The sequence below is a fragment of the Mesorhizobium sp. M0633 genome, from assembly GCF_040320645.1.
Lineage (GTDB): Bacteria > Pseudomonadota > Alphaproteobacteria > Rhizobiales > Rhizobiaceae > Mesorhizobium.
Map to the genome: position 1 here is coordinate 1 of NZ_JAMYQC010000032.1, position 25,979 is coordinate 25,979.

Consider the following 25,979-nt stretch of genomic DNA (forward strand, 5'->3'; position numbering starts at 1 on the left):
CGACCAGCGTGGCCAGGGCCTCGCCTTCGACATCTTCCGAGATGATGACCAGCGGCTTCGAGGTCTGCACGACGGCCTCGAGGATCGGCAGCATGGCCTGCAGATTGGAGAGCTTCTTCTCGTGGAGAAGAATGTAGGCGTCTTCCAGATCCGCAACCATCTTGTCGGCGTTGGTGACGAAGTAGGGCGAGAGATAGCCGCGGTCGAACTGCATGCCTTCAACGACTTCGAGTTCGGTCTCAGCAGTCTTGGCTTCCTCGACCGTGATGACGCCCTCATTGCCGACCTTCTGCATAGCTTCGGCGATCATCGAGCCGACCGAAGCATCGCCATTGCCGGCGATGGTGCCGACCTGGGCAACCTCTTCCGAGGTCTTGATCTTCTTGGCGTTCTTGATCAGCGTCGCAACGACGTCGGTTACCGCGAGGTCGATGCCGCGCTTCAGGTCCATCGGGTTCATGCCGGCGGCAACCGCCTTGTGGCCTTCCTGGACGATCGACTGCGCCAGAACGGTCGCGGTCGTGGTGCCGTCGCCGGCGATGTCGTTGGTCTTCGAAGCGACTTCGCGGACCATCTGCGCGCCCATGTTCTCGAACTTGTCTTCAAGCTCGATTTCCTTGGCGACGGTGACGCCGTCCTTGGTGATGCGCGGTGCGCCGAACGACTTGTCGATGACGACGTTGCGGCCCTTGGGGCCGAGCGTGACCTTCACCGCGTCGGCGAGGATGTTGACACCGCGCAGCATGCGCTCACGAGCGTCGCGGGAGAATTTTACGTCTTTGGCAGCCATTTTTTACTCCTGGGCATTTCGCCCGAAATTCAGATTGGATGGTGCGGATGAAAGGCGGCGTGTCAGCCGATGACGCCCATGATGTCCGCTTCCTTCATGATCAGAAGGTCTTCGCCGTTGAGCTTGACTTCGGTGCCCGACCACTTGCCGAACAGGATGCGGTCGCCGGCCTTGACGTCCAGCGGGACGAGCTTGCCGACCTCGTCACGGGCGCCGGAACCGACGGCGATAATCTCGCCTTCCTGCGGCTTTTCCTTAGCCGTATCGGGGATGATGATCCCGCCGGCGGTCTTCGCTTCGGACTCGACGCGGCGAACGACCACGCGGTCATGAAGCGGCCGGAAATTCGACTTTGCCATTTTTGGATTTCCCTGGTGCGGATGTTGAACGGTTCTCCGTTGCCGGAGCGTGGTTAGCACTCACCAGAAGCGAGTGCTAACGCGGCAGTGAGATAGGCCGTAGGCTCCTGCTAGTCAAGACGGAAGAGGGACGGGCGAAGAGCAAACGAGCGTGGAAGCACCGAGCCCTTTCCGTGAAAGACGTCGGAGATCGGACATGGATGGGGCGGCTCACCATTTGTAACTGAAGGCTTTATTCATTTGGCACGATTGGTGCAGTGGATGATCCGCAAACGTTGCGCGCGACAAATATGAGAGGTGAGCGCCATCAGGACTCTTGCGGTTAACGGGTCCACTCGGTCTTTACGGTGTTGGCCGCCGCGCGGGCGCCAGGACTCCGGCCATCCCGATAGTCACCAATCCAATCTGCGGAGGACAGGAGGCAAGATGAGAGCGAGAGTCAGCATGAACTCGAATTTGAAATGTTTGGCCAAAGCAACTGCCATCGCCTTGCTCTGGACGGTCACGGCTACGTCGGCGGACGAAGGTATGTGGATGCCGGGCCAGACTGCGGAAGTGGGCGCGGCCATGCGCGCGGATGGGCTCCAGATCGATCCCGCCCAGCTGGGCCGTCTAGACGCTGACCCGCTCAACGCGATCGTATCACTGGGCGGATGCTCCGCCTCGTTCGTCAGTCCACAAGGGCTGGTCGCAACCAATCATCACTGCGTGTTCCAATCCATCCAATACCACAGCAAGGAGGGCCAGGACTATCTCACAGACGGCTTTCTGACGAAGAGCCCTGGGTGAAGAATTGCCCGCGGCGCCCGGCAGCCCCATATATGTGATCGAGGACATGCGGGATGTGACCGCCGAAATGCTCAAGAGCGTCTCGGACAAGCTGAACGGGTTTGCCCGCTATCAGCGGCTCGCCACGAACAAAAAGGCCCTGATCGCCGCATGTGAAGGACAGCCCAATCGCCGTTGCGACGTAGGGGCCTATTATGGCGGCGCCTCCTACTATCTCGTGCAGAAGCTCGAAATCGAGGACGTGCGCCTCGTCTATGGTAATTACCCACGCCCTTGTCAGGGGCAAGAATCCCTGAATCTATGCGGTTATGATCGCACTGATTTGCAGCGTCTGACGAAGGAAGAGTTGATCGATCTGGTGCTGCGGATGCAGCGGCCAGAGAAGACATCGCGCACGTGGTCCAAGCCACCGTCGAGCGATCGCAAGGCGCGTCGGGACAGGGCAAAGCCTGGCGGCGCCAAGGCGGGTCATGAAGGCCGATCGCATCATCGATCATCATCCCGACCAATGCCTTTGCTGCCGCGCCAGCCTGTCGAGCGATCTTGCTGCCGAAACCGTCAGCGAGCACGACAAGATTGAGCTTCCCGCGATCAGGCCTGTGATTGAGCGCCATCGGCGTTTGGCAGTCCGTTGCCCGTCCTGCGGCACGCTGGTCGTCGCGGCTGTGCCAGATGCGGCGAAGGGGACGCTGTTCGGGCCACGCGTGCACGCCGTAGCGACCTATCTCAAGACTTTCCAGGCCCTGTCCTACGAGCGGCTGCAGCGCGCGTTCGCGAACCTTTTCGGTCTCACCATCAGCCAGGGCGGACTGATGAACGTGTTGAGCCGTGCGCAGGGCGCGTTCGCGGCCGAGTGCGACAAGGCCGTCGCGGCGTTGCGCCGGGCCAAGGTCATCGCCTCCGATGAGACCGGCGTGCGGATCGAAGGGAACAACGCCTACCACTGGGTGTTTCGCTGCGCCGAAGCGGTTGTTCATCAAGCGGCGCCAACGCGCGGCGCCGTCGTGGTCCGGACTCTGATAGACGGCCATCGGCCCGACGTCTGGTGTTCCGATCGCTATGCCGCACAACAAGGGCACGCAAATGCGCATCAGACCTGTCTGGCGCATCTCGCCCGCGACGTCGCCTATGCGGACGAGGCAAGTGAGGACATGCTGCCCTCACGGCTCAAGCGTTGGCTGCAAAGAGCCTTCGCCCTAGCTGACGGTATCGAAACCTTCGCCGCCTCGACCATCGCCGGCAAGCGTCGCGCCCTGGAGCGAAGCCTGGACGATATCCTCGCCACCACAACATCGTGCGATCTGGCCCGCGATATCCAAAACAAGTTCAGGCGAGCTCGCGATCAACTTTTGACCTTTGCCCAATGGCCAGGAATGGTCGACGCGACGAACAACGCCTGCGAACGCGCCCTCAGACCCGCCGTCGTTCAACGGAAGATCACTAACGGCTATCGCGCCATGTGGGCCGCAAAGGGCGAAGCCGACATTCGAACCGTCGTCGACACGGCTCGTCTCGCGCCGGGCACGAACCCCTTCAAAATCATCCTTCAAACTGTCAGCGCCTGAAATCCGCCATGACTGAGCCCGCGACCTTGATCTTCCGAGCCTCTCTTCGGGCACGGCTTTATCGGGACATCGAGGTGTCGAGTTCGAGCACGCTAGCGGATCTGGCCGAAGCCATCGTAGCGGCTTTTGGCTTCGACATGGACCACGCCTACGGCTTCTATTCAAAATTGACGGGAAAGTTGTTCGACTCGCCCCAGCGGTTCGAACTCTTCGCCGACATAGAAGGGAGCGGCTCTCGCCGCGTGAAGGGCACGCGCGTCACCACAGCCTTCCAGAAGGTGGGCTCGGCAATGACCTTCTTGTACGACTACGGTGACGAGTGGCGCTTCCGCGTTGAAGTTATTGGAACAGGGCAGGCGCAGCCCGATGCCAATTACCCGAGGATCGTCAGCAAGATCGGCAAGGCTCCCCCGCAGTACCCGGACATCGACGACGAGTGATGACGCACCGTGCCGCATCGAGGGGGACAAGGGGTGGGTAATTACCGTCTATGCGCCTGCGCTCGGCATCGACAACTTCGGCGGCCAAACGGACAACTGGATGTGGCCGCGCCACACGGGCCACTTCGGCTTTTATCGTGCCTATGTCGCTCCTGATGGTTCCTCCCGGCCATATGCGCGCGACAACGTGCCCTACCGGCCCAAGAACTGGCTGCGCATCGCCGCTGAAGGGGCCAGGATGGACATTCTGCTGAATTTTACCTGCGGCGCTGTTTCATGGACGCGCGCTTGGGCCCCCCATTTTCTATTGCCCGCCTCGGCTCATGCGGGGCGGGCTACTTGGCGTTTTGGGAGGATTTGTTCACCATGGTTCATAGTGGCGGCGCAACCGTCCGGCGAGCGCCTCACCTGAGGCTACATGGCGGCCGTGGAGATTGCCTCAGAAGCGGCGCCCAATCGGAAACCTTAGCACCTCCGCGTTTTGGCGTGGCTGCTTGAACTCTTCGACGGCAACCGCCTCAATCAACAAGTCCAAGGCTTCGCGTCCCCTTCGACTCATCGGGTCATCGCCACAAAGGTAGTCATACGCTCGATCTAAATGCACTCGGGCGGCGGAAAAATCGCTTGTCATAGGACCCTCTCTAACCACCCGCATTGCCGTCTACGAGGTGAAGGTCGCGCAATCGTCAATAACTATAGACAAATTTGAATTAAATCGGGGATGATCGGGGGAGTGGCGAGGATTTCCCCCCACGGTGACTGAACCGGTCGACTTCGACGCCGAGGTCTCGGCATTCCTCGCGCGCGCCTGGAGGCCAAAGTCCCCTGACATGATGCCGCCGTCCAGCCCGCCGGCGATCACTCGCTGGCGCTCGGTCGGATCATAAATGCCGAGCACACCCCGTTCCGAGATCACCTCTGACCGGCGTCATTCGATGCGGACGCGCGGAACCGGCCCCGATTTTGGCGGCGTAGAGCCAGAGGCGGCCGCCAGGTCCCAGGCCGGGTGGCTCCAAATCGCGCTAGGTCGTGTGGATCAGGTTTGTCCACACCACTTAGCTATACGGGGGGGCGATAATGCCATCGAAGAAGAAATGGCGCAGGTGTGGGGTATCGATCGTCAGAGCACCCAATCCCGCCCGCAACGCGGTTCGCAGCCATCTCACCGATTGGTGGACTCCTGACTGCGGGATCTAAGGAGCTTTTCTTAGCCTATAGCTAAATGGAAAGGCGCCGATCCCCTCGATTGAGCAAACCTCGGCCCAACCTATTGGACTCCAGAGCGAAAAGAGGCGTGCGGCTCGAGCGACTTGCGAGGAAAAGGAAATGGCGCCTCGGCATGACTGACTCCGACTGCCTGAGCGCCGGCATCGCCTTTCAGTGCGCGCAAGGGGAGCGTTCCGGTGGCCAGTGCTGCCTTGCTGGAACGGAGCAGGTGGGCTGTTCTAGCAACACGGGGTTGAGTGCCCGGGGTGCCAACAATGAACAAATGCGCAGGAACGTTCGATCCGGCGCCATCGGCAGGCCTGAGACCCTACAACCTGTGCAAGTGCACAGGTTGCGAAGGTGAGCGCATTCAAGCACGTTTGAGTGTCGGCGCAATTTCCATGCCGACCACCAACGGAGATTTCTGCGATGACCAGCAACATGCGACTAATGAAAGCGAGCGAGATTCCCGCCTTCGTCGACAAGATGATCGAGGCTGGCTGCGACATCTGCGCGATCGGTCACTTAGGCTATTCGGCAGGTGATGTTGACCGGAAGGTACCCTGGCGCAAGGTAAGAAGAATCGTAGAAGAGTTTGGCGATCGTGATCACCTGCTACCGGAGATCGTTGCCTATCTTCGCTCGATTGGCCGGTACATAGAACCCGAGTCGCCGACAAACGAGGGCCGGAGACCGCACAAAACAGGCACTCAAAGTTGGAACGTATAAAGGACGGGTCGGATACGATTGTCGAATCCGGCTCCTTCACCGACAATGACGAGCTGGACTTCGGGACCGGTATCGACGCCAACGAGCTGTGGTTTGCCCAACAGGGCAATAACCTCGTCTTCTCGTACTGGGCACCACGGACAAGGGTCGGTCAATGACTGTTCGCCGGGCAATGTCGTCGAAACTATCAAGTCCGGCGACCGCAAGGTGCTTAGCCATTCCGACGTAGCAACTCTGGGTCGCGGCCATGGCTGGTGTCGATCCGGCAACGTCGCACTATGCTGGTGCTCCTACGGCCGCCCTGTTGGCGAGGGCCTTCGGGTCATCGCACTGTCACGCTTCGGCTATCCGCCTTCCCCCTCATGCTCAGTCCTAATCGATGCGATGGACGCCCCCCGAACGGCATCGGGATGTGCTGTCGTTTCCGACTCTGAACCATAGTTCAAAATCCGATAACCGCAGTTTACTGAAAGAATCCACAACTTCGTAAGCTGCGGCAGGAGAGAAAAAAGCAACAGCTAGAAAACCGCCGCCGAGTTCCATAATATTAACAGCTAAGTTAAAATGTCCTGATCTGGCAAAATAGGAATGTCGCTCCTGCTTGTGCCTTGCCACTCTCTCGCCTCGAGAGCGGGGAGATTGTATCTTGGGACTGAAATCGCATTGAGGTCTTGTCGGGGGTTATAGAGCGGCGGATGACGCGCGTTGCCGCCGCAAGCGTGGCTCGCGCGAGCAAGCGTAGGTCATCTCGTCAAAATCGAAGTGGAGGTCGATACGCTGACCCAGTTGGAGGAGGCACTTGGCTTCGCCCCCGAGGCTGTCCTGCTCGACAACATGCTCGATGAGTTGCGCCACGCGGTGGCGATGGTTGCCGGGCGGGCGATCACCGAAGCATCGGGCCCGATTACGCTCGATATGGCTGCGCAGATTGCTGCGACGGGCGTCGATCTGATCTCCATCGGCTGGCTGACCCATAGCGCGCCGATCCTGGATATCGCACTTGATTATCGGGACTCATAATCGACTGATGGACGGCACCGGGCGGATAAGTTTTCCGGTCACCGTCAAGCGGCCAGCAGAGAAGCCGTTAAGGCCAGAAACCAGGGAACAGGATGGAAATGGACGCAACGATTTCGACGAAGACGATGCCGCCGGGTCAAGCACATGACTTGGCGCGAAATGCGCAAGAAAGGCTTTCGTGGCCAGATCGGCGTCGTCTCTGAATGGGCGCGGCGCAGACGCCTTGCTGAAAGGACCGATCAAAGCGCCCTTGCCCGCACGCCTTCGGCACGAAGCATCGCCAGGCTCATGACGCTGGCGCGTAACGACCTGTCCAAATCGGACGCTGTACTGATCGCGGCAATCGACCTCGTCACGCGCGAACGCTGATCGACGACTTTCAGCAGATGATCCGATCAAAGGCGGTCGCAAAACTGGACACGTGGCTGGACGGCGCGAAGGCAAGCCTCGTCGGCTCCTTTGCAAACGGGGTCGAAAAGGACATCGCCGCAGTCCGCAACGCCATTATCTCTCCGTGGTCGAATGGCCAGACCGAAGGCCAGATCACCAAGCTCAAACTCATCAAGCGGCAAACGTACGGCCGCGCCAAGATTGATCTGCTCCAGGCGCGCCTCGTCGGTGCAACTTAGGCTGTGGCCGCAGCGAGAGGAACGAGGACCCCGTTTAAGGGGTGATTTTCGTCCAAACGGTTCGAATAGGCGGTCGTCCGCCAGCAACTTCTCCTTGCTAAGTAATCCGGCATCCTCGAAGGCCTCGCGCCAGTTCGAGGCGCATTCATATCCCCCTCCGCAGCAGCACGCGCAAGCATCGTCACAAGCCCCGAGCCGCTTCGCGTTCGGCGCTGTACAATTTCCGACAATGTCGGATACGCAACGTAGCAGAGTCAGATCTACCAGACTGCGTATAAATGGTTTTCTCATTTGGCACGGTACATGCACGATCATCCGCAAACATTGACCGACCAAAGAAGACGTCGCATGATCACCTCACCAAAACATACCGCCGCCGCGGAACAAATCACTTCGCCCCGAACCTTGCTTATCGTCCATCCCGTCACCACAACCGGAGCCATCCGCTTCGTCTTCGACGGCGGCACCGCGCAGGACTCTGCTGGCAAGGAGGGACTGGCCAATTTGATGACCGGCCTGTTCGACGAGGGCGCCGGCGATCTCGACAGCGATGCCTTCCAGGTGACGGTTGACCATGCCGGGGCCGAGATGAGCTTCGACGCGCAGCGCGACGGCATTTATGGCTAGATGCGCATGCTGTCCGAACGGAAGGACGCCGCCTTCGATCTGCTCAGGCTCGCGGCTAACAGCCCCCGCTTCGACCAGGAGCCGGTCGACCGTATCCGCGCCAACATTCTCGCCAGCATCATCGCCAATGAGCGCGACCCCCACGCGATCGCCGAGCTTGCATGGCGGCGCAGAATCTACGGCACGCATCCTTATTCGAGGCCGGCCGAGGGGCACCAAGGAGAGACTCGCCGGCATAACGCCGGCCGATCTAGGCACCCTCCACAAGGCCGCTTTCGCCCGTGACGGGCTGCACGTCGCGGTCGTCGGCGACATTGATGCCAAAGGCCTGAGTGAAAGGCTCCACGAGGTGGTCGGCGATTTGCCTCAGAAGCAGGCGATCGCCCCGGTGGCCGATGTCGCCCCGAGCTCGGCCGGCGTAATTGGTCGCCTACGACCCGCCGCAGACTTCGCTGCAGCTGGTTTTTCCCGGCATCGGACGCAGCGACCCGGAATTCTAAGCCGCACAGCTGATAAGCAAAATACTCAGAGGCTTGCCATTTACCTGGCGTCTGTTCCAGGAAGTGCGCGAAAAGCGCGGCCTTGCTTACGGTATCCATTCCAGCCTGAAAGACCACCAGCATTCCAATGCGCTTGTCGTGACCATGGCGACGCGCGCCGACAGGGCGGCCGAGACGCTCGGGCTGATACGCCACGTGATCAGGGAGTTGGCGGAAACAGGGCCGACAGAGGCCGAGCTAAAAGCGAGCAAGAAATATCTGATCGGCACCTATGCTACCAACAATCTGGATTCCTCCAGTTCGATTGCAGCCACGCTTGTCGGGTCTTGGCATCGGCTACACCAGTGCCGCGCCGCCCTCATCGATCGACCAAGTCGAGGCAGCGGCGAAGAAGCTGCTTTCGGCCGAACCCGCCATTATGGTGGTCGGCCCGCGCGTGGACGCCAAAGGATGGGCCCGGGCTCCAATTTCGCCATTCTTCTCCCCTTGTGAGGCTTTTACTGGGAGAGATCGAGCCCAAAGGGAGATTCCGATGTCTGAAGCGAGTCAGGAAAAGTTGGACGCATTCTTGGGGAAAATGGTCGGCGATCTCGGTGCGATCGCTACGGGCGCGGGAGTCTTGCTGGGCGACAGACTCGGCCTGTTCAAGGCATTGCGCGAAGGCGGCAAGATGACGGCCGCCGAACTTTCGACACGCACCGGTACCCAGGAGCGCCTTGTAAGGGAATGGCTTTCCGGGCAGGCGGCGGCGGGCTACGTCGACTACGATGAAGCCAACGACCAGTTCTATCTCAACGCCGAGCAGGAGCTGGTGTTCGCCGATGAAAATAGCCCGGCCTTCATGGCTGGCGCATTCGAGTTCCTATCCGCGCTGTGGCTCGATGAAGAAAAGGTGAGGCAAGCGTTCCAGTCCGGCAAGGGCGTTGCATGGCACGATCATAGCGCGTGTCTGTTTCGCGGCACGGAGCGGTTCTTCCGTCCAGGCTATAATGCCAATCTGATCGACTCCTGGCTGCCGGCCCTGGAGGGCGTAGTCGAGAAGCTCGAACGCGGCGTGGAGGTCGCGGATGTCGGATGCGGTCATGGCGCATCGACGGTGCTCATGGCACGTGCTTTCCCCAATTCGCGCTTCGTCGGCTTCGATTATCACGCCCCTTCGATCGAGCGCGCCCGCAAGGCCGCCGAGGAAGCCGGCGTCGGCGCCAACACGCGCTTCGAGGTCGCGGCCGCCAAGACCTATCCCGGCACCTATGACCTCGTCGCTTTTTTCGATTGCCTTCACGACATGGGCGACCCGGCGGGCGCCGCGACCCATGTCCACGGGTCGCTCAAGCCGGATGGCACGTGGATGATCGTCGAGCCGTTCGCGCATGATCATCTAACGGCGAACCTCAATCCCGTCGGACGCGTTTACTATGCCGCTTCCACGTTCGTGTGCACGCCCGCATCCCTGTCGCAGGAAGTCGGGCTCGGGCTTGGCGCCCAGGCCGGCGAGGCGAGGCTACGCAAGGTGGTGACCGGCGGCGGCTTCAAGCGATTCCGTCGCGCCACGGAGTCGCCGTTCAACCTGGTGCTGGAGGCCCGTCCCTAGCGCGGCCGTCGCTAGAAATTGCAGCTCATCGCTTTATGGTGAAGATCTCGTCAAAATCCGAACTCACAGTTATCGACAAATTTTCAGAGGCGTCACCCCCCTGACACCAGATTGGAGTTGTTAGAAGCCAACAGTAGTTGAAGGCACACGCAGCCAAGCTCGTCGCCTAGACTAGTTCGGTGCTCTCAGAGAAGCCAACTCCGAAGACCGTACTCCGCTCAAACGCGCAGTCTCTCCACCTGACTTGGGCGACTTCGGCGGCGTCGGCGACAAACGCGAAAAGCGCCAGGAGCGGCACTGCGACCAATGGCGGTTTCATAAACCTCGAAGGCGCTTTCAATCCTGGCGATGCGTTCCGTCAGTGTCATCTGAATAGACTCATGCTAATCACAGCTTCACGAAGCCTTGCGACGCAACGCCGTTTGGTATCCCAACCATTGCTGAATTTCGGCGGCGACGCGCTCGGTATGTGCGGTGACTTCGGGAATTCCCATCAGTTCGCCGACGCTGCCGCGCGCCAGTGGCCCGCTGACGAAAATGCTGTCGGTCGGGCGCCCGGATGTGCCGACCGCACGGCCTTGGCTGTCGGTCTCCAAACCAAGACCAATCGGGTCGAGCCGGACCAATCCCATCCGCTGGAGCGCCGCAATCGCCGTGTTGGTCCGCAAGATATCGGCATGCGCCGGCCCGGTCGTCACGATCACGCTGTCGAACGCTTCGACGATGAGGTTGTGTCGGCGCCTTGGCCGCTGCGTGACGCGAATGCGCCCGTCGGCCTCTTCGGCCTCGACAATCGATGCGGCGCGATAAGCGAGAGTGCCCTCGGCAAGGCGCCGATCCAGCACGTCCGCGACCTGCGGCGCGATGCGGAAGCGATGCACGTCCCAGAGCGCGCGAAGATGGCGCACCACGCGGCGTTGCTCGGCGAGCGGCAAGGCCTGCCAGACGAACTGCCCCTGACGCCGGACAGCGTCGAGGACGGGATACCAATCTTCGCCCTGTCGCGTCGCTGCCGCAATCGTAGCCCGTATGTGCCTGAGCAGCATCGTTGCGCTGCGCGGAGGCAGGCTGGTGAAGTCGCCGATCGGGTCGCCTTGCATCGCGGCCTGCACACGCGAGCGATAGCCATGGCGCGACAGTGCGACGATGCGGCCTCGATGATCTCTGCGATCGAGCGTGGCGATGACGTCGGCCGAGGTCAGCCCGGTGCCGACGATGAGAACATGGTCATTGCGGCCGATCACCTGCAGTCGTTCGAGATCGTAGGGATTGGCCACCAACCCGGCGACAGCGGCCACACTCCGCAGCGGCGCCGGCAGCGCCGGCAATGGATGCGTCGCCGCGATCACCACAGCATCGGCGGCAAGGGTTGCGCCATCGGACAGGACGAGCCGGTAGCCCTCGCCACTGCGCTCGACCGAAGCAACCTCGGCCCTGACATGGTGGATCGCTTTGGTTTGCAGGAAGGGCTGCAGGTAGGATTCGACATAGTGGCCGAAGACCCGGCGCTGAGGATAGATCGCACCACTGGCGGCGACCGCCTCCACGTCGTCCAGAATAGCGCCGGTCTGCTCCAGCCAGTTGGAAAAATGGCCGTCCTCACCTGAGATCAGCGTCATTCTGGATGCCCGCACGTTAATGCGGTGCGAGGGATCGGCCGTCGAATAGGCCAGACCACAGCCGAGCGCCTCGCGCGGTTCGACGACCACGATATCGGCTGCACCGGCGGGCAGCAGCCGCGCCAGGTGAAACGCGGTTGCCGCACCAGAAAAGCCACCGCCGATAATGGCGACCGCCGGTTTGCTGGCCATGTGGGAAGCGCTCAAGACTGGCTCGCGCGCAGCGCCGCTGGTCGGTGATCGCCGGCCACGGTCTCGCCGAACGGCCCCATGTTCACAGTCGTTGGGCGGATCGAGATTTCATGATCCAGCGGCAGCAGCGGCAGCACAAGTTCGCCGAAGCGATAGGCTTCCTCCAGATGCGGGTAACCGGACAGGATGAATGTATCGATGCCTATGCGCCGGTATTCATCGATCCGTTCCGCCACGGTCGCCGCATCGCCGACCAGCGCGGTGCCGGCGCCGCCGCGCACCAGGCCGACACCGGCCCACAGATTCGGACTGATTTCGAGTTTGTCGCGACGGCCGCCATGCAGCCGGCTCATGCGCGACTGGCCGACGGAATCCATGCGCGCGAAAACCTTCTGCGCCTCGGAGATCGTCTTGTCGTCCAGGCGGCTGATCAGGCGGTCGGCATCGGCCCAGGCTTCGTCATTGGTTTCGCGAACGATGACATGCAGCCTGATGCCGAAACTCACCTGGCGTCCGGCCTTCTCGGCAAGGCCGCGCACATGGTCGACCTTTGCGGCGACATCGACCGGTGGTTCGCCCCAGGTCAGATATTTGTCGATCTGCTCGGCGGCGACCGCATTCGCCGCCTCCGACGAACCACCGAAATAGAGCGGCGGATGCGGCGTCTGCACCGGCGGGAACAGCAGCCTTCCGTCCTCGATGCGGAAGTGCTTGCCTTCGAAGGCAATGGTCTCGCCGCTGAGCACGGCCTTGTAGATATCGAGAAACTCCCGCGTCACCTCATAGCGCTCGTCATGGCTGAGGAAGATGCCGTCGCCCTTGTTCTCGACCGGGTCACCGCCGGTGACCACGTTGATAAGCAGGCGCCCGCCGGAAATGCGGTCGAGCGTCGAGGTCATCCGCGCGGCGAGCGTCGGCGATTGCAGGCCCGGCCGCACCGCAACGAGGAAGCGGAGCCGCTGCGTCAACGGCGCCAGCGCCGACGCCACGACCCAGCTGTCCTCGCAACTTCGGCCGGTCGGCAGCAGCGCGCCGTAATAGCCGATGGCGTCGGCGGCCTTGGCGACCTGGGTCAGATAGGGCAGGTCGACCGCCCTGCCCCCCTCGGAGGTGCCGAGATAGCGGCTGTCGCCATGGGTCGGAAGAAACCACAGGACCTTGATCCTGTCGGGGATGGCAGTGCTCATGAACAGTCCTTTGTGACTTTACGGCGTTCTCGCTCAGCTCCAGGCGTGGAGCGGCGGATTGACGTCGTTCAGGTAATAGTTGCCGAGGATCGCGTATTTCCAGCGCACCGGATCGTGCAGCGTGTGGGTTCGGGCGTTGCGCCAGTGCCGGTCGAGATTGTGCTCGGCCAGTGTGGATCGCGTGCCGGCGAGTTCGAACAGTTTGTTGGTGGCGTTGATGGCGATCTCGGTGGTGAGGATCTTGGATTCGGCAACCGCGATCTGCGCTTCCGCGACGGTCTTATCGTTCGGATCGGCCAGGGCGCGGTCGACCGCCAGCCCTGCCTTGTCCAGAACGGCCTGCGCCGCATTGGCCCGCAGGCGAAGGTCACCGACGGCCTGGATAGTGTAGGGATCCTGCCAGGCATGATCGACGCCGCTGTCGATCCACGCGCGCGACTTGGTGCGCACGAAGCTGACGGTTTCTTCGATCGCCGCGTTGGCGATGCCGAGATCGACAGCAGCCTGGATGATCTGGAAGATGGCGCCGTCGGCCGTCGGCCGGTCATAGCCCTTGTAGCCGGGGACGAGATGCGTCTTCGGCACTTTGACATTGTCCAGCAGGACTGTGCCGGACAGCGTCGTCTTCTGGCCGAAGCTCGACCAGTCGTCGATGACCGTCAGTCCGGGCGCGCCGCGATCGGCGATGGCATACCAGGCCCGGCCCTCGTCATCGAGCGCCACGATCGGCACCAGATGGGCGAGCAGCGCGCCGCTGGAATAGAATTTCTGGCCATTGACCACGACGTGGTCGCCAGCGTCGACGAATTTGGTCTCAAAATCGGCCGCCCGCTTGGAGCCGAATTCCGAGAACGCGTTGCCGAACCGCGTGCCGGACAGAACTTCGGCGAAGAGCAACTGCTTCTGGGCCTCGTCAGAGACGGTGCGGATGGCGGCGACGACGCCGAGATGGTTCTGCGGAATCTGGCCGAGCGACGGATCGGCCGCCGAGATGATGGTGATCACCTTCGACAGCGTCACATAGGAGAGTTCCGGTCCGCCATAGGCCTTCGGCACGTTGATCGACCACAGGCCGCTCTGCGAAAACGCATCGAGCTCTTCCTTCGGCCAGATGCGCTCGCGGTCCCGCCTGGAGGCGTCCTTGGCGAAGTCTGCGGCCAGTTTTTCCGCCACAGCGATCGCCTCGGCGTCGGTCTTGATGACATGCGCTCTGGCCGACGGACGCTCAACCGGGGGGACGGCGCTGCGGATATCGGACGGCTGCTTCGATTGGATGGTCATGCTGCGGTCTCCTGGGGAAAATGTTGCGATGGAAGCGGCGTGCCGCCGAGATAGTAGGTCTTGATGTCGTCGCGCTGGCGCAGGTCGGCGGCCGACCCTTCCAGCACGCTCTTTCCGTTTTCGAGCACGGTGGCGCGGTCGGCATATTTCAGCGCCACTGCCGAATTCTGCTCGGCGACAAGGATCGAAAGACCTTCGTCCCGATTGAGCCGCTTCAAGGCGCTGAAAATCTCGTCGACGATCAGCGGCGCCAGCCCCATCGAAGGCTCGTCCAGCACGAACAGTTTCGGCCGCGACATCAGACCGCGGCCGATCGCCGTCATCTGCTGCTCGCCGCCGGAGGTGAGGCCGGACCGGGTTCGCCGCTTCTCGGCGAGCCTGGGGAAAAGCGCATAGACGCGGTCGAGGTCGGCCTTGACGCCGGTGCGGGAGGACGAACGCCCGAGCGCGCCGGTCAGAAGGTTCTCCTCGACCGTCAGCGAGCGGAAGCAGTGTCGGCCCTCGAGGATCTGGACCAGACCCTTGCGGACGAGGTGAGAGGGGCTTGCCCTGGAGACATCCTCGCCGTCGAAAGTGATCCGGCCGGCGGTAACGGTGCCGCGCTCGGCCGGGAGGAGATTGGATATGGCGCGTAGCAGCGTCGTCTTGCCGGCGCCGTTGGAGCCGAGCAGTGCGACGATCTCGCCTTTACCGACCGACAGGTCGACACCGTGCAGGGCGGCGATGGCGCCGTTGTAGACGGCCTCCACGCGACTGACCGACAGGATCGGATTTTCCGGGCTGGACATCGATGACTCCGCAATAGGCAGGAAATCGCGGCCGGCCCGTTGGCCGGCCGCGAGTTGTTGGACTTCAGTTGCTGACCACTGCTTCGGCGTCTTCGGCCGTGCGGATCTTGATGCCCTTTTCCTTGGCATAGGCCTCGGACGACTTCTCGATGATCGGACGCAGCAGCTTCCAGTCGGGCGCAATCCAGTCGGAGACGACGTTCCACTTCTTGCCGTCCCACTGCTGGAAGGTCACGTAGCCGTCACCTTCGTGATTGTCCCAGGAGACGTTGATCGAGTGGAACAGGTCCTTGGCGCCGAGCGCCTCGACGCGTGCCGGATCGAGCTTGAGATGCTCGAAGCCCCAGCGGACTTCGTCGCCAGTGAGCGTGCGGTTGCCGAACTTGGCCTGCGCGATGCGGACCGCCTCGACATTGAGGATGCCGTTGACGATGCCGAGATTGTGGTAGACCGAGCCGATACGGCTCTTTTCCTCGAGATTGCCTTTGCCGGCGCCGTAGACCGTTTTGACGATCTCCTGGACCACCGGATACTGCTCGCCTGACGCCTGGGTGGTGATGGCCGTATAGCCCTTGGCGGCATCGCCCGCGGGGATCACATCCTCTTCCGAATTCGACCAGACATTGCCGACGATGTGATCGGCCGGGAAGCCGGTCTTCTGCGCGGTCTTGAGCGCAACCGGGTTCATCACGCCCCAGCCGCGCAGCACCACATAGTCCGGATGCTCGCGACGGATCGTCAGCCACTGCGCCTGCTGCTCGTTGCCTGGATGCGGAACCTCGATCTGCGACAGCTCGAAGCCGTATTTCTGCGACAGCAGCTCATAGATCGGAATCGTCTCCTTGCCATAGGGCGAGCCGTGATAGAGCACGACGATCTTCTTGCCCTTGAGCTTGTCGAGGCCGCCTTCCTTGGAGGCGATATAGTTCACGATGCCCGAGGTCTCGCTGTACGGATTGAGCAGCAGCGGGAAGACGTAAGGGAACACGCGTCCGTCCGTGGTGTCGGTGCGGCCGTGGTTGATGGTGATCAGCGGCACCTTGTCATCGGTGATGCGGTCGATCATGGCATAGGCGATGCCGACCGAAAGCGGGTTCCAGGCGGCGATGCCGGGATTGCTCTTCAATCGTTCATAGACCTCGACGCCCTTCTCGACCTCATACTGCGTCTCGCCCTCGCTCCAGGTCAGCTTGACGCCGTTGACGCCGCCGTCGCGGATGTTGATCAGGTTGAGATAGTCGATGAAGCCGCCGAAGAAGCCGGTGCCGCCGGCGGCATAAGGGCCGACGCGGTAGCTCTGCAGGGGAAAATACTGCTCGTCGGCGTGGACCGCCGTCGCGCCGAGGACGAAGGCCGTGGCGATCGCCGCTTTCTTGAGGTGACTGAAGAAGGTCATGGATTGGGTCTCCTGAGGTTGTGGTCCGTGAGAGGATGTCGAGCGGCGCTCAGCTGGACCTTGAGCCGATCCGTCGTTTCAGGCGGTCGAAGAGGGCCGACAGCCCGTTCGGTTCCGCGATGAGGAAGATGATGATGAGCGCGCCAAGCACGATGCGCTGGCTCATGTCGAGAACACCCGAATCGAACAGTCCGCCAAACAGGAAGGCGCCAAGCCGCGACAGGATGAGCGGAAAGATGACGATGAACGCCGATCCCAGAAAGGCGCCGCGTATCGAGGCCAGCCCACCGATGATGATGATGAACAGGATCTGGAATGAGCGGTCGAGATTGAAGCCGGCCGGCTCGACGGTGCGCAGATAGGTGAAGGCCCACAGCACCCCGGCGACGCCGATGATGAAGGACGAGATGGCGAACGCGAGCAGCTTGGTCTTCAGCACAGGGACGCCGATCACCCGCGCGGCGGTTTCGTTGTCGCGCACGGCGATGAAATTGCGGCCGGTCGCGCTGTTGACCAGGCGCCAGACGAGCGCCGTGAGCACGATGACCGTGGTCACCGAGAGCAGGTAGCGGCCCGTCGCCCTGTCGAGCGAGAAGCCCGCAACGGCAAGGTGCGGCGCCGAGATCACCCCGGAAAGGTTGTCGTTGGAGAACCAGCCGAACTTGGTCAGCGCCCACTGCACGAAGAACTGGGCGGCGAGCGTCGAGACGGCGAGATAGAAGCCGCGCAGGCGCAGGCTCGGCAATCCGAACACGACGCCGATGCCGGCGGCCGAAATCCCGGCCAGGACCATGGTCGCTACCAGCGGCAGTCCTTCGACCCGAAGGTTGAAATTGTAGGCGGCGAAAGCGCCGACCGCCATGAAGGCGGAGGAGCCCAGCGAAAGCTGGCCGCAATAGCCGGTCAAAAGGTTGAGGCCGACCGCCGCCAGGCTGAGCGCAAGGAACGGCAGCAGGATCGCCTCGACGAGATAGCTCGACGCGTAGGCGGGGATCAGGCCGTAGGCGACGGCAATCAGGGCGGTCGGCAGAGCTAACTTCGGCCAGTCGATTGGAAGGCTTGCGGCATCGAGCGCTTGCACGGCCATCGGTCAGACCCTTTCGACAGTCTTTTGGCCAAACAGCCCGGAGGGGCGCACCAGCAGGACGACCAGCGCCAGCGCATAGGCGAACCAGCCTTCGATGCCGCCACCGACAAAGGGTCCGAGGTAGACCTCGGCGAGCTTCTCGCTGGCGCCGATGATGAGGCCGCCGACGATGGCGCCGAGGATGGAATCGAAGCCGCCAAGCACCAGCACCGGCAGCGCTTTCAGCACGATCAGCGACAGCGAGAACTGGACGCCGAGGCGCGCGCCCCACAAAAGCCCCGCGACCAGCGCCACGAACCCCGCGGCCGTCCACACCGTTCCCCAGATCCGGGGCAGCCGCAGCCCGACGGCGAGCGCCGCGAACTGGTCGTCTGCGACGGCGCGAAACGCTAGGCCGATGCGGGTCCAATAGAAGAATGCGCTCAAGCCGGCGACCATCGCCGCGGCAATGCCTGCAGCAAGAAGATCGAACGACGATATCAGGATACCGCCGACCTCGAAGGGCGTGTCGTCTATGCCGAGATCGAGCCCATGCACCTGCGTGCCCCACACCAACTGGGCAGCGCCCTCAATGATGTAGGACAGGCCAAGCGTGGCCATGAACAGCGTCATCGGCGAGCGATTGACCAGCGGCCTGAGCACCGTCCGCTCGATGGTGAAGCCCAGCGCGACCATGACCGCGAGGGTAATGAGCAGCGAAAGCGCGAATGGGATGCCGCGTTCGACGAGGCTGACAAAGGTGAGCGCCGCCAACAGCACCATTGACCCTTGCGCGAAGTTCAGCACGCCCGACGTCTTGTAGATCAGCACGAAACCGATGGCGACGAGCGAATACATGACGCCTGAGAGCAAGCCACCGACCAGCACCTCGATGACGAAGAGGAAATCATAGTAGCTCATCAGATGCCCTCGCCATCTTCGCCTTCGGCGGTGCCGATGTAGGCCCGGATCACCGCCGGATTGGCCCTGACCTCGGCCGGTGTCCCGTCGGCGATCTTGCGGCCGTAGTCGAGCACGGCGACGCGGTCGGAGAGCCCCATGACCACGCCGATGTCGTGTTCGATGAGGATGATGGTGACGTCGTGCCGGTCGCGCGCTGCGCGCACGAAACCGGCCATCTCGGCCTTCTCGGTCGCCGTCATGCCGGCCATCGGCTCGTCGAGCAGCAGGATCTTCGGCTCGGCGACGAGGGCGCGCGCCAGTTCGACCCGCTTCTGGAGGCCGTAGGGCAGCGTTGCGACCAGGCGGTCGGCGACGGCCTCGAGATGCAGGAAGGCGATTGTCTGGTCGACCTTTTCAGCGATCGCGGCATCTTCGCGCCGGGCGCGCGGCAGACCGGCAATATGTTCGACGAAGCTGGCGCGCCGGGTGTGGACGCGGCCCGACGCGATGTTGTCGCGCACTGAAAGCCCACCGAACAGTGCCAAGTTCTGGAAGGTGCGCGCGACGCCGAGCCGTGCCAGACGGCTTGCCGACACCCGGGAGAAGGACTGGCCATCTATCGCGATCTTGCCCTGATCGGCGTGATAGAGGCCGCTGATGATGTTGATCAGCGAGGATTTGCCGGCGCCATTGGGACCGATCACAGCGCGGATCTCGCGGCTTTTGATCTCGAGGTCGACATCCCGCAGTGCCGTGACGCCACCAAAGGAAATGCTGATCCCGCCCAGCGCCAGGATCGCATCAGCCTTTGCCGACAGGCGCGCCGGGCGCGTGTCCTCGACGGGACCAGCACCAGCAAGAATGCCGGAGATTTCGGGCGCGCGCTCGTATGCGGCGGCTCCCAGCGAAGCACCAATCATGAAACGTCCCCATTTTTAAGGCGTGCCGGCGGCGGCCTGAAGGGCGCGCCTGTCCTATTCCGCGGCGACAAGCTCCCTGTCGCGCGCCGCTTCCAGTTCGCGCACCAGTGGGATGACGCGCTTGCCGAAGAACTCGACCTCTTCCTGGAAATGCAGGAAGCCGAGCAGGATCAGATCCGCGCCGGCATCCTTCAGCTTGAGGATGCGTTCGGCAATCTGTTCCGGCGTGCCGATGAGATTGCTGCGGAAGCCGTCATTGTATTGGACAAGATCCTCGAAGGAGGATTTCGCCCAGTTGCCTTCGCCTTCCGGCGAGGCCTTGCCGGCATTCTTGACCTGATCGGCGAAACCCTGCACCGCCTCCGGATTGGCCTTGGCGATGATCTCGTCGAGCACGGTGCGCGCTTCTGCCTCGGTTTCGCGAGCGATGGCAAAGGCGTTGACGCCGATCTTGACCTTGTGGCCATTGGCCTTCGCCTTGGTCTTGATGTCGTCAACCTGCTTCTTGATCTCTTCCGGCGTGTTGCCGTTGGTGAAATACCAGTCGGAAACCCGCGCAGCCATGTCGCGCGCCGCGCGTGATGAGCCGCCCTGGAAGATCTCCGGCTGCGGATCGATCGGCTTCGGCTTCATCGAGTAGTTGGTGAAGCGATAGAAGTCGCCCTTCAACGTGAAATTATCCTCGGTCCAGATGCCGCGCAGCGCACGGATGAATTCCTCCGAGCGGCGATAGCGCTCGTCATGGTCGAGCCACAGCTCGCCGATGGCGGCGAACTCACCGCGGAACCAGCCGCTCACGACATTGACCGCGACACGGCCATTGGTCAGGTGGTTGATGGTGGCTATCTGCTTGGCCGCGAGCGCTGGATTCCATGGGCCGGGCAGGATCGCCGCGATGACTTTCAGCGTTGTGGTCGCGGCAAGCAAGGCGTGGCTGAACGATACGGATTCGTGCTGGTTGTCGGCCCCATAGCCGGCCGTGAAGCGGATCTGGCTCAGCGCATAGTCGAAGCCGTTGGCCTCGGCGATCTGGGCGAGCTTGCGGTTGTAGTCGATGTCCCAACCCGTCCGCTGCTCGATGTTGGAGATGACAAGGCCGCCCGAGACGTTCGGGACCCAGTAGGCGAATTTCACGTCGTCGGAATTCGAGGTCATTGCGTTCGTTTCCCCTTTTGATTGGCTTCAACCGACGCGCGTGGCGACGGCAGCGTTTCCATGACTGGAATTAAGCAAGGAGACCGCTTCGGTAGCGGCCCGTGAGATGCGCTCGATGATCGCTGCGCCGACGATCTTGGCATCGACGAAATCGTCGGGCGCGCCGTAGACGCCGGTCGGAACTGTGACGGCGCCGAACAAGCCGAACAATGGCCGGAGCTGATGTTCGAGAACCCAGGCCATGGTATGGACTTCCGCCTGTCGCCGCGAGAAGCACGGTCTTGCCGGCCAGCGCGCGATAGTCGACGAGGTCAAACAGGTGCTTGAGGGCGCCGGTGTAGGAAGCCCGATAGACAGGCGTTCCGACCACGAGCAGGTCGGCCTTCTCTACACGCTGGATGATCGCTTCGCCGGACGCGCCGAGCGCGCCACGGGACAGCCCGGCGAAAAGCGAAGGCGCCGCCTCGGTGATTTCGATCAGGCCGGTGTCCGCCGGGGTGCGCTGCGCGATCGCCTTGACCAGCGCGCTCACCACCGCAGTCGTGCGCGATGGCGTGCTTACGCCGCCGGATATGCCGAGAACCGAAATTGCCACGTGTCGTCGATCTCCTGTTCCACCAAGGGGATGGCCGCTTATCAAGTCGGGATCGGACGATATTCGACAAAATCTATAGAGATAAGGAATTATCTTCCGATTTTCCCGGACCGGTGAGAAAATCGGCGTGCTGACGCGTCATTAGCATGAGCTCTAACATCCGATTGGCGGCAAACCGCGGGCGCAGACCGGCCAGGCTTGATCGTGGCGATCGGCGCTCCGTTGCCCGGTGCGGCCCGCGCCGCAGATTGTCACCACCGGCACGTCGCGCTTTTGGTCGTCGATCGGCGTCGCCGCCGTGATAGCTGCCGTTGAATCGGACCCCGAACTGCCGCTCGGCGCCGAAACGCCCGCTCACATCGAGATGCCCGCCGCGCTGGGGGCTCGACCGTGTCAGATCGACCTCGGCCCGCGCGCTTGGGATGATATTGGTCGTACCCCCCGAGACTGCTGTTCGGCGCGATGCCATAAAGGAGCGCCACCGGTCCTTTGAGAACCTCGATCGCTCGATATAATCGGTGAACAAGCGATAGGTCGGCGCGACCCCGAACACACTTCCGGCAGATTGTCGATCGTTGCGGTCAGGGGCAGGCCGCCAGCCCCACCACCACGATGCGCTCAAGCACCGTACCATGGCATGTTCGTTTCATTGTTGACAGGTTAGTCATGCAAGACCTCCTGACCATCCTCACCCAGCTCTCGCCAGGCAAGGCAAAACGTTCTTGGTCCTTGGCGTGAGGGGACTTGGATGAGGAAATCTGTTGGGCTGTTCGCTGCGCTGGCCGTGATGGGTCAGGACGCCGCTGCGCAGGAGTCGACGGCTGATCGTCTGATGAAACTAGACCGGGAAGACGGTTATGCCGGACTTTTCTGAAACGCCGGTGGCTGGCGCTCGAGGTCAGAACATATCGGTTTTCGCTCGCCTTCCCTCTCGGCTCACTCACTTGTGCGGCATACAATAGACGCCCTCGGATTCCATGAGTACCGCGCCGCCCTTCAACTCGCTCATTGCGCCGACCCAGGCTTCCGAATAAGTGCGGCTGGCATCCACGGCCGTCAGCCAAAGAACGCGATTGTCAGCCAGTTCGACTTTAACTTCCTGCTGCAAAGGGCTTGCCTGCACGGTCTGTTGATAGTGCCGTTTGATCCTGACATTGCTGGCCGGGAACTCAGCTTCGTTGCTGCCATAGTTCAGCACAAACCTAGTATGGTCCTCGGCCACTGTGCAACTGCCGTCACGCTCACACACGATTTTGGCGGCGGTCTTGCAGTCCCATTTCAGTGAAGCGGGCCACATAGGATTGTCCACGCTTGATCGCGGCTTGTCGCTCTGACCAGCCGCCGTCAACACTGCGCCTGTGTTCAAAATCACAGTGGACAGGAGAAGCGCTTTGAACACTACAGACCTCCCTGAATTGCGATCCCATAGTACGTCGTCCTGCGTGATCGCCTGGCTCATGGCATGTTGAGATTGAACCAGCTTTTCTGGCGCACACCGTTCGCGTCATCATACTCGATAAACCAGGGCTTTCCGCGTATCGGTCGAGGGATGGTGACGTAGGTGGGGCCATTACCGACGGAATGCCCTCGATCGTTCCCCGCGGTCTGGATTTTTGCCGCAACCACCTTACCGTCGATTTCGATTTGGACCTGACGTGATCCGTCTCCATGATGCCTGCTGAGGGCGTTGTTTTTGAAAACGACGGGCAAGGAGAGCCTATCGGCCGCGATGCGGCAGATGTTTTGTTCTTGACCTAAGCCCGGCCGATCGAATTCGGAGCTGCCAACTGCCTCCCAGCCAGACGGACAATCCTCATACTTCTCAAATCTCGCCGCGCTGGAGTTGGCTTGCGGACAGGTCGGCCAATTAAAACCCGGGGCTTCCATCGCCGCAATCAACCTGTAAATTGGCGGGTGGCACGAGGGGGTGCCTTGCCAGTCGCCGGAAAGACATAGGAGGACCTGACAGCCCCATTCCGACGCTTTTGATTGGGATGGAAGAGCTGCGGCGCCCGCCATGGCGACGGCACCCCCCAATAGGAATTTGAGTATGGTCATAGCCTTTTCCTCGCTGCGGATTTGATAGTTTACTATGGATGATCCGCGCGAAAAAGGACAGATCGAAAAGGCAGGCTTTGTGCGACTACATCGATTTATGAAACGAGACGACGGAGGCGTGGTCAACAACCCGTTGCGCGCCAACATTGCCCTGACGCTCGAGCGGGAGAGAGCCAGACGCGGCTTATCCCATATGCACATGGCCGAACTGTTTCGAACCCCCGAGGGCGAAAAACTGGCCTATCGAACCTACATTCAGACTGTGCGTCAGAAAAATAATGTCACATTGACGACGCTGCAGATCATGGCAAAGGGCTTGGAAGTGTCTTTTGCAGGACTGCTCGCCGGCGGTAAGAAAGTTCCGGAATGGGCGCATCAGTTGGACGACAATGCGATCCGCAAGCGGCTGGCGCATATCATCGATTTTGAGCGACAACGACGTACTTTGCACCGCTATGAGATGGCCGAACTCATCGGCGTGGCGGAGGCGACATTCACGAAACTGGAACGCGCGAGCGGCAACATCAGTGTGGACACGATTGCCGCGATCGCCAAGGCGTTGAAACTTGATCCAGCGACCTTCCTCTTTTCCGAAAGGATCCCGCCTGGCAGAGCCGACACCTAGCCGCCCCACGAGTGTAAAGAATCTGCAGCAGACTCGGTTGCGCCTGAAGTTAGCGCGTCAGCAGGTTGCGGGCCGGAAGCAACTCTCCAGCCATTGCTACTGGGTGGGGCAGTATTCAGGGCAGCATGGCTGCTCCGATAAAGGCTGCCGCGGCCAGCACGACGGTGGCTGAATAACCGGGACTGGCTCGCATGTGCGGGGTTGGAAGTCCGTCTCGTCGTTCAGCTGGCGCGTCGCATTGGCATAGCTCGCCTGGTTGTTGAACTCCGGCGGTTCACGAGGTGGGGCCGGGTTCTTAAGCGGAGCGTTACCGGGATTCCCCGTCCGTCTCCTGGGAGCTGCGGCTGGGACAATCCCCTAGCGTCTTATTTGCTTCGCCGGCAGCGATATCGCCCCGCGCCTCAGCCGGAGCCCCGCCCAAGAGGTGCTGCGTCGCTCATCGGGATCGCCTTCAGCGGATCGGCGTCAAGCGCCCTAACCTGCGTTCCTATCGCAAAGTTCCGCCGAGCGGAAACCAGCAGAGCCTGCTTCCAGGAACAACCGGCGATCAGACGGGTTGGGGGCAGCCAAACAGGGAGAGCAAAGATGGACTCGGCGAGCCACACAGCCGACATGCGCGGCAGTTCGGCAGCAGCAACAACGCATTCGAGAGCGGTCACGCCTGTCCAGTTTGCGCGCGGCGGCCGCTAGTGGTCCGTCGCACAAACAAGACAACAGCAGCCGCCATCCTGCTTGGCGCCGGGCTGTCTGGCCTGGCGCTGTACAACAGCGCTCGCGCCAGACGCGCGCTTTTCCCGCACGGGTCGGGGCGCTTTATCGGAGTGGCGGGGGTGCGCCTGCATCTCCTTGAGCAGGGCAGCGGGACGCCGTTGATCCTGCTGCACGGAAACGGCTCGTCGGCCGAAGATTTCAAGACCAGCGGCATGCTCGACAAAGCGGCCAGCAGATACCGGGTGCTCGCCTTTGACCGGCCCGGCTTCGGCAGGAGCACGCGGCCGCGAGGCAAATGGTGGACGGCGGCCGAGCAAGCCGATCTCATTCATGCCGCCGTCGCGCAGCTTGGGACCGAAAGATATTTCATTCTGGGCCATTCCTGGGGCGCGTCGGTGGCTCTCCAGCTCGCGCGCAGGCACCCAGCATCAGTTGCCGGAATCGTGCTTGCCTCAGGTTATTACTATCCGCCGCCGCGCCTGGGCCTCGCACTGGCGGCGCTGCCGGCCTTGCCTGTCGCCGGGGATGTTTTCTGCCACACCTTGCTGCCGCTGCTTGTGCGGCTCACCTGGCCGCTTGCCATGGGCAAGATATTTCGCCCCGGCATCATCTCTGCAGCGTTTGCTTCGTCGGCAAAGGACATCGCCAGCCGGCCCTCACAACTGCGGTCGATCGCAGCCGAATCGGGATTGATGCTGGCGGCCGCGCTGGCTGGCGGCCGCTTCACCCGCTACGATGATCTGTCGCTGCCTGTCGGCATTATCGCAGGGGCCGGCGACCGGTTGTTCGATGCGAAAACCGAGGCTCTTAGGCTACAATCCGAGATTCCTGGTTGCTTTGTCGATATCATTCCGCAGGCCGGCCACATGGTCCACCATACCGCACCGCTAGCTGTTCTCGCCATGGTCGACAGGGTCGCTGCCGCGGCCAGCATGAAGTAGGCCGGCACTGGCGCATGATCCCGCTAATGGGAATCCGGTTTTCAGAAAGATCATGCGCAAAGCAATAGGTGGAACCCTGTCCCGACCCTATCGGGTGGCGAATCCGATGATATATAACTTACGGCCACAACGCATGTCAGCGAACCGCATCGTGTGCATCCATCCCCGCCGGTTCCGCTAACATCGAGGTCGAGGTCTGGCACCTTGCAGACTGGCCAGGGGAACGGCCGCAATTCGCGGCTCGTTTCTGTCTGCCTTTAGCGTCTAGTCATCTGCATTGAGGCCGCGGGCTGTCAA

General features: G+C 61.8%; 28 protein-coding genes and 4 pseudogenes. 16 read left to right on the forward strand and 16 right to left on the reverse strand.

Annotated elements, in window-relative coordinates; genetic code table 11:
- A partial coding sequence (groEL, locus tag NKI47_RS26970) for a chaperonin GroEL (RefSeq protein ID WP_352594210.1) occupies positions 1-790 on the reverse strand: 790 nt, incomplete at its 3' end.
- Between the two features lie 62 nt (positions 791-852).
- Positions 853-1,149 carry a co-chaperone GroES gene (groES, locus tag NKI47_RS26975; protein WP_352458515.1) on the reverse strand — a complete coding sequence of 99 codons (297 nt, stop codon included), beginning with the start codon at positions 1,147-1,149 and terminating at the stop codon, positions 853-855.
- A 444-nt stretch (positions 1,150-1,593) separates the two neighbouring features.
- Here groES and NKI47_RS26980 point away from each other — a divergent pair, with 444 nt between their 5' ends.
- The 5 genes and pseudogenes from NKI47_RS26980 (at position 1,594) to NKI47_RS27000 (ending at position 4,355) form a co-directional block, all read left to right on the forward strand.
- Positions 1,594-1,938: a S46 family peptidase gene (locus NKI47_RS26980; protein WP_352594211.1), complete on the forward strand. Its 345-nt coding sequence runs from the start codon at positions 1,594-1,596 to the stop codon at positions 1,936-1,938.
- Positions 1,939-1,984: 46 nt separating this feature from the next.
- Positions 1,985-2,134 (forward strand): annotated as a pseudogene (locus NKI47_RS26985) (hypothetical protein); the annotation flags it as partial.
- A gap of 171 nt (positions 2,135-2,305) precedes the next feature.
- A pseudogene (gene tnpC / locus NKI47_RS26990) lies at positions 2,306-3,503 on the forward strand (IS66 family transposase).
- Positions 3,504-3,511: 8 nt separating this feature from the next.
- Positions 3,512-3,943, forward strand: coding sequence for an IS1096 element passenger TnpR family protein (locus tag NKI47_RS26995; RefSeq protein WP_352594212.1), 432 nt, complete (start codon positions 3,512-3,514; stop codon positions 3,941-3,943).
- The gene (locus NKI47_RS27000; protein WP_352594213.1) at positions 3,870-4,355 is read left to right on the forward strand and encodes a S46 family peptidase; all 486 of its coding nucleotides are present in this window, start codon (positions 3,870-3,872) and stop codon (positions 4,353-4,355) included. Before NKI47_RS26995 ends, NKI47_RS27000 begins: the two co-directional genes overlap by 74 nt.
- Positions 4,356-4,382: 27 nt before the next feature.
- Here NKI47_RS27000 and NKI47_RS27005 read toward each other — a convergent pair whose 3' ends face one another.
- Positions 4,383-4,574, reverse strand: coding sequence for a hypothetical protein (locus NKI47_RS27005; protein WP_352594214.1), 192 nt, complete (start codon positions 4,572-4,574; stop codon positions 4,383-4,385).
- A gap of 1,004 nt (positions 4,575-5,578) precedes the next feature.
- On the opposite strand from NKI47_RS27005, the gene NKI47_RS27010 reads away from it, so the two are divergent.
- From NKI47_RS27010 to NKI47_RS27050, 8 genes and pseudogenes are all read left to right on the forward strand, one after another.
- On the forward strand, positions 5,579-5,878 hold the full coding sequence (locus NKI47_RS27010; RefSeq protein ID WP_352594215.1) for a Y4lK-related protein: 300 nt from the start codon (positions 5,579-5,581) through the stop codon (positions 5,876-5,878).
- Positions 5,866-6,036 (forward strand): hypothetical protein, encoded by a 171-nt coding sequence (locus tag NKI47_RS27015; RefSeq protein WP_352594216.1) that lies wholly within the window; start codon positions 5,866-5,868, stop codon positions 6,034-6,036. Before NKI47_RS27010 ends, NKI47_RS27015 begins: the two co-directional genes overlap by 13 nt.
- Before the next feature lie 568 nt (positions 6,037-6,604).
- A pseudogene (locus tag NKI47_RS27020) lies at positions 6,605-6,898 on the forward strand (nicotinate-nucleotide diphosphorylase); the annotation flags it as partial.
- Positions 6,899-7,048: 150 nt separating this feature from the next.
- A pseudogene (locus NKI47_RS35215) lies at positions 7,049-7,527 on the forward strand (transposase); the annotation flags it as partial.
- A 348-nt stretch (positions 7,528-7,875) separates the two neighbouring features.
- Entirely contained in the window at positions 7,876-8,154 is a 279-nt protein-coding gene (locus tag NKI47_RS27035) for a hypothetical protein (RefSeq protein WP_352496371.1), read from the forward strand.
- Positions 8,155-8,439 carry a hypothetical protein gene (locus NKI47_RS27040; protein WP_352594219.1) on the forward strand — a complete coding sequence of 95 codons (285 nt, stop codon included), beginning with the start codon at positions 8,155-8,157 and terminating at the stop codon, positions 8,437-8,439.
- A gap of 278 nt (positions 8,440-8,717) precedes the next feature.
- On the forward strand, positions 8,718-9,146 hold the full coding sequence (locus NKI47_RS27045; RefSeq protein ID WP_352594220.1) for an insulinase family protein: 429 nt from the start codon (positions 8,718-8,720) through the stop codon (positions 9,144-9,146).
- Between the two features lie 40 nt (positions 9,147-9,186).
- Complete coding sequence (locus NKI47_RS27050; RefSeq protein WP_352594221.1) at positions 9,187-10,245, forward strand: class I SAM-dependent methyltransferase; 1,059 nt, start codon at positions 9,187-9,189, stop codon at positions 10,243-10,245.
- Between the two features lie 395 nt (positions 10,246-10,640).
- Here NKI47_RS27050 and NKI47_RS27055 read toward each other — a convergent pair whose 3' ends face one another.
- From NKI47_RS27055 to NKI47_RS35220, 11 genes are all read right to left on the reverse strand, one after another.
- A complete protein-coding gene (locus NKI47_RS27055; protein ID WP_352594222.1) occupies positions 10,641-12,056 on the reverse strand; it encodes an FAD/NAD(P)-binding protein in 1,416 nt (471 codons plus the stop codon).
- 11 nt (positions 12,057-12,067) lie between these two features.
- Positions 12,068-13,243, reverse strand: a complete 1,176-nt coding sequence (ssuD, locus tag NKI47_RS27060; protein ID WP_352594223.1) for an FMNH2-dependent alkanesulfonate monooxygenase — start codon at positions 13,241-13,243, stop codon at positions 12,068-12,070.
- A 33-nt stretch (positions 13,244-13,276) separates the two neighbouring features.
- Entirely contained in the window at positions 13,277-14,524 is a 1,248-nt protein-coding gene (locus tag NKI47_RS27065; protein WP_352594224.1) for an SfnB family sulfur acquisition oxidoreductase, read from the reverse strand.
- Complete coding sequence (locus NKI47_RS27070) at positions 14,521-15,312, reverse strand: ABC transporter ATP-binding protein (protein ID WP_352594225.1); 792 nt, start codon at positions 15,310-15,312, stop codon at positions 14,521-14,523. The genes NKI47_RS27065 and NKI47_RS27070 overlap by 4 nt, the downstream gene beginning before the upstream one ends.
- A gap of 64 nt (positions 15,313-15,376) precedes the next feature.
- A complete protein-coding gene (locus tag NKI47_RS27075) occupies positions 15,377-16,708 on the reverse strand; it encodes an ABC transporter substrate-binding protein (protein WP_352516270.1) in 1,332 nt (443 codons plus the stop codon).
- 49 nt (positions 16,709-16,757) lie between these two features.
- Positions 16,758-17,795: a branched-chain amino acid ABC transporter permease gene (locus tag NKI47_RS27080; protein WP_352594226.1), complete on the reverse strand. Its 1,038-nt coding sequence runs from the start codon at positions 17,793-17,795 to the stop codon at positions 16,758-16,760.
- A 3-nt stretch (positions 17,796-17,798) separates the two neighbouring features.
- On the reverse strand, positions 17,799-18,695 hold the full coding sequence (locus NKI47_RS27085) for a branched-chain amino acid ABC transporter permease (protein ID WP_352594227.1): 897 nt from the start codon (positions 18,693-18,695) through the stop codon (positions 17,799-17,801).
- Entirely contained in the window at positions 18,695-19,597 is a 903-nt protein-coding gene (locus NKI47_RS27090) for an ABC transporter ATP-binding protein (RefSeq protein ID WP_352594228.1), read from the reverse strand. Before NKI47_RS27090 ends, NKI47_RS27085 begins: the two co-directional genes overlap by 1 nt.
- A gap of 54 nt (positions 19,598-19,651) precedes the next feature.
- On the reverse strand, positions 19,652-20,752 hold the full coding sequence (gene sfnG, locus NKI47_RS27095) for a dimethylsulfone monooxygenase SfnG (protein WP_352496336.1): 1,101 nt from the start codon (positions 20,750-20,752) through the stop codon (positions 19,652-19,654).
- Between the two features lie 70 nt (positions 20,753-20,822).
- Positions 20,823-21,347 (reverse strand): NAD(P)H-dependent oxidoreductase, encoded by a 525-nt coding sequence (locus NKI47_RS27100; protein WP_352594229.1) that lies wholly within the window; start codon positions 21,345-21,347, stop codon positions 20,823-20,825.
- 73 nt (positions 21,348-21,420) lie between these two features.
- The gene (locus NKI47_RS35220; protein WP_502898079.1) at positions 21,421-21,969 is read right to left on the reverse strand and encodes a hypothetical protein; all 549 of its coding nucleotides are present in this window, start codon (positions 21,967-21,969) and stop codon (positions 21,421-21,423) included.
- Positions 21,970-22,095: 126 nt separating this feature from the next.
- On the opposite strand from NKI47_RS35220, the gene NKI47_RS27110 reads away from it, so the two are divergent.
- Entirely contained in the window at positions 22,096-22,221 is a 126-nt protein-coding gene (locus NKI47_RS27110) for a hypothetical protein (RefSeq protein WP_023722890.1), read from the forward strand.
- Between the two features lie 66 nt (positions 22,222-22,287).
- On the opposite strand, the gene NKI47_RS27115 is transcribed toward NKI47_RS27110, so the two are convergent.
- On the reverse strand, positions 22,288-22,746 hold the full coding sequence (locus NKI47_RS27115) for a hypothetical protein (RefSeq protein ID WP_352594230.1): 459 nt from the start codon (positions 22,744-22,746) through the stop codon (positions 22,288-22,290).
- A gap of 56 nt (positions 22,747-22,802) precedes the next feature.
- Positions 22,803-23,405: a hypothetical protein gene (locus tag NKI47_RS27120; protein ID WP_352594231.1), complete on the reverse strand. Its 603-nt coding sequence runs from the start codon at positions 23,403-23,405 to the stop codon at positions 22,803-22,805.
- 34 nt (positions 23,406-23,439) lie between these two features.
- Here NKI47_RS27120 and NKI47_RS27125 point away from each other — a divergent pair, with 34 nt between their 5' ends.
- Together NKI47_RS27125 and NKI47_RS27130 are read left to right on the forward strand one after the other, a co-directional pair.
- On the forward strand, positions 23,440-24,030 hold the full coding sequence (locus NKI47_RS27125) for a helix-turn-helix domain-containing protein (protein ID WP_352594232.1): 591 nt from the start codon (positions 23,440-23,442) through the stop codon (positions 24,028-24,030).
- Positions 24,031-24,719: 689 nt separating this feature from the next.
- A complete protein-coding gene (locus NKI47_RS27130; RefSeq protein ID WP_352594233.1) occupies positions 24,720-25,682 on the forward strand; it encodes an alpha/beta fold hydrolase in 963 nt (320 codons plus the stop codon).
- Positions 25,683-25,979: the final 297 nt, after the last annotated feature.

What these genes read in the sequence shown, in the direction of transcription:
- groES (WP_352458515.1), bottom strand. Translation starts at nt 1,149, where the DNA reads ATGGCAAAGTCGAATTTCCGGCCGCTTCATGACCGCGTGGTCGTTCGC.
- NKI47_RS26980 (WP_352594211.1), top strand. Translation starts at nt 1,594, where the DNA reads ATGAACTCGAATTTGAAATGTTTGGCCAAAGCAACTGCCATCGCCTTG.
- NKI47_RS26995 (WP_352594212.1), top strand. Translation starts at nt 3,512, where the DNA reads ATGACTGAGCCCGCGACCTTGATCTTCCGAGCCTCTCTTCGGGCACGG.
- NKI47_RS27000 (WP_352594213.1), top strand. Translation starts at nt 3,870, where the DNA reads ATGCCAATTACCCGAGGATCGTCAGCAAGATCGGCAAGGCTCCCCCGC.
- NKI47_RS27005 (WP_352594214.1), bottom strand. Translation starts at nt 4,574, where the DNA reads ATGACAAGCGATTTTTCCGCCGCCCGAGTGCATTTAGATCGAGCGTAT.
- NKI47_RS27010 (WP_352594215.1), top strand. Translation starts at nt 5,579, where the DNA reads ATGACCAGCAACATGCGACTAATGAAAGCGAGCGAGATTCCCGCCTTC.
- NKI47_RS27035 (WP_352496371.1), top strand. Translation starts at nt 7,876, where the DNA reads ATGATCACCTCACCAAAACATACCGCCGCCGCGGAACAAATCACTTCG.
- NKI47_RS27040 (WP_352594219.1), top strand. Translation starts at nt 8,155, where the DNA reads ATGCGCATGCTGTCCGAACGGAAGGACGCCGCCTTCGATCTGCTCAGG.
- NKI47_RS27050 (WP_352594221.1), top strand. Translation starts at nt 9,187, where the DNA reads ATGTCTGAAGCGAGTCAGGAAAAGTTGGACGCATTCTTGGGGAAAATG.
- NKI47_RS27055 (WP_352594222.1), bottom strand. Translation starts at nt 12,056, where the DNA reads ATGGCCAGCAAACCGGCGGTCGCCATTATCGGCGGTGGCTTTTCTGGT.
- ssuD (WP_352594223.1), bottom strand. Translation starts at nt 13,243, where the DNA reads ATGAGCACTGCCATCCCCGACAGGATCAAGGTCCTGTGGTTTCTTCCG.
- NKI47_RS27065 (WP_352594224.1), bottom strand. Translation starts at nt 14,524, where the DNA reads ATGACCATCCAATCGAAGCAGCCGTCCGATATCCGCAGCGCCGTCCCC.
- NKI47_RS27070 (WP_352594225.1), bottom strand. Translation starts at nt 15,312, where the DNA reads ATGTCCAGCCCGGAAAATCCGATCCTGTCGGTCAGTCGCGTGGAGGCC.
- NKI47_RS27075 (WP_352516270.1), bottom strand. Translation starts at nt 16,708, where the DNA reads ATGACCTTCTTCAGTCACCTCAAGAAAGCGGCGATCGCCACGGCCTTC.
- NKI47_RS27080 (WP_352594226.1), bottom strand. Translation starts at nt 17,795, where the DNA reads ATGGCCGTGCAAGCGCTCGATGCCGCAAGCCTTCCAATCGACTGGCCG.
- NKI47_RS27085 (WP_352594227.1), bottom strand. Translation starts at nt 18,695, where the DNA reads ATGAGCTACTATGATTTCCTCTTCGTCATCGAGGTGCTGGTCGGTGGC.
- NKI47_RS27090 (WP_352594228.1), bottom strand. Translation starts at nt 19,597, where the DNA reads ATGATTGGTGCTTCGCTGGGAGCCGCCGCATACGAGCGCGCGCCCGAA.
- sfnG (WP_352496336.1), bottom strand. Translation starts at nt 20,752, where the DNA reads ATGACCTCGAATTCCGACGACGTGAAATTCGCCTACTGGGTCCCGAAC.
- NKI47_RS27110 (WP_023722890.1), top strand. Translation starts at nt 22,096, where the DNA reads ATGAGGAAATCTGTTGGGCTGTTCGCTGCGCTGGCCGTGATGGGTCAG.
- NKI47_RS27120 (WP_352594231.1), bottom strand. Translation starts at nt 23,405, where the DNA reads ATGACCATACTCAAATTCCTATTGGGGGGTGCCGTCGCCATGGCGGGC.
- NKI47_RS27125 (WP_352594232.1), top strand. Translation starts at nt 23,440, where the DNA reads ATGGATGATCCGCGCGAAAAAGGACAGATCGAAAAGGCAGGCTTTGTG.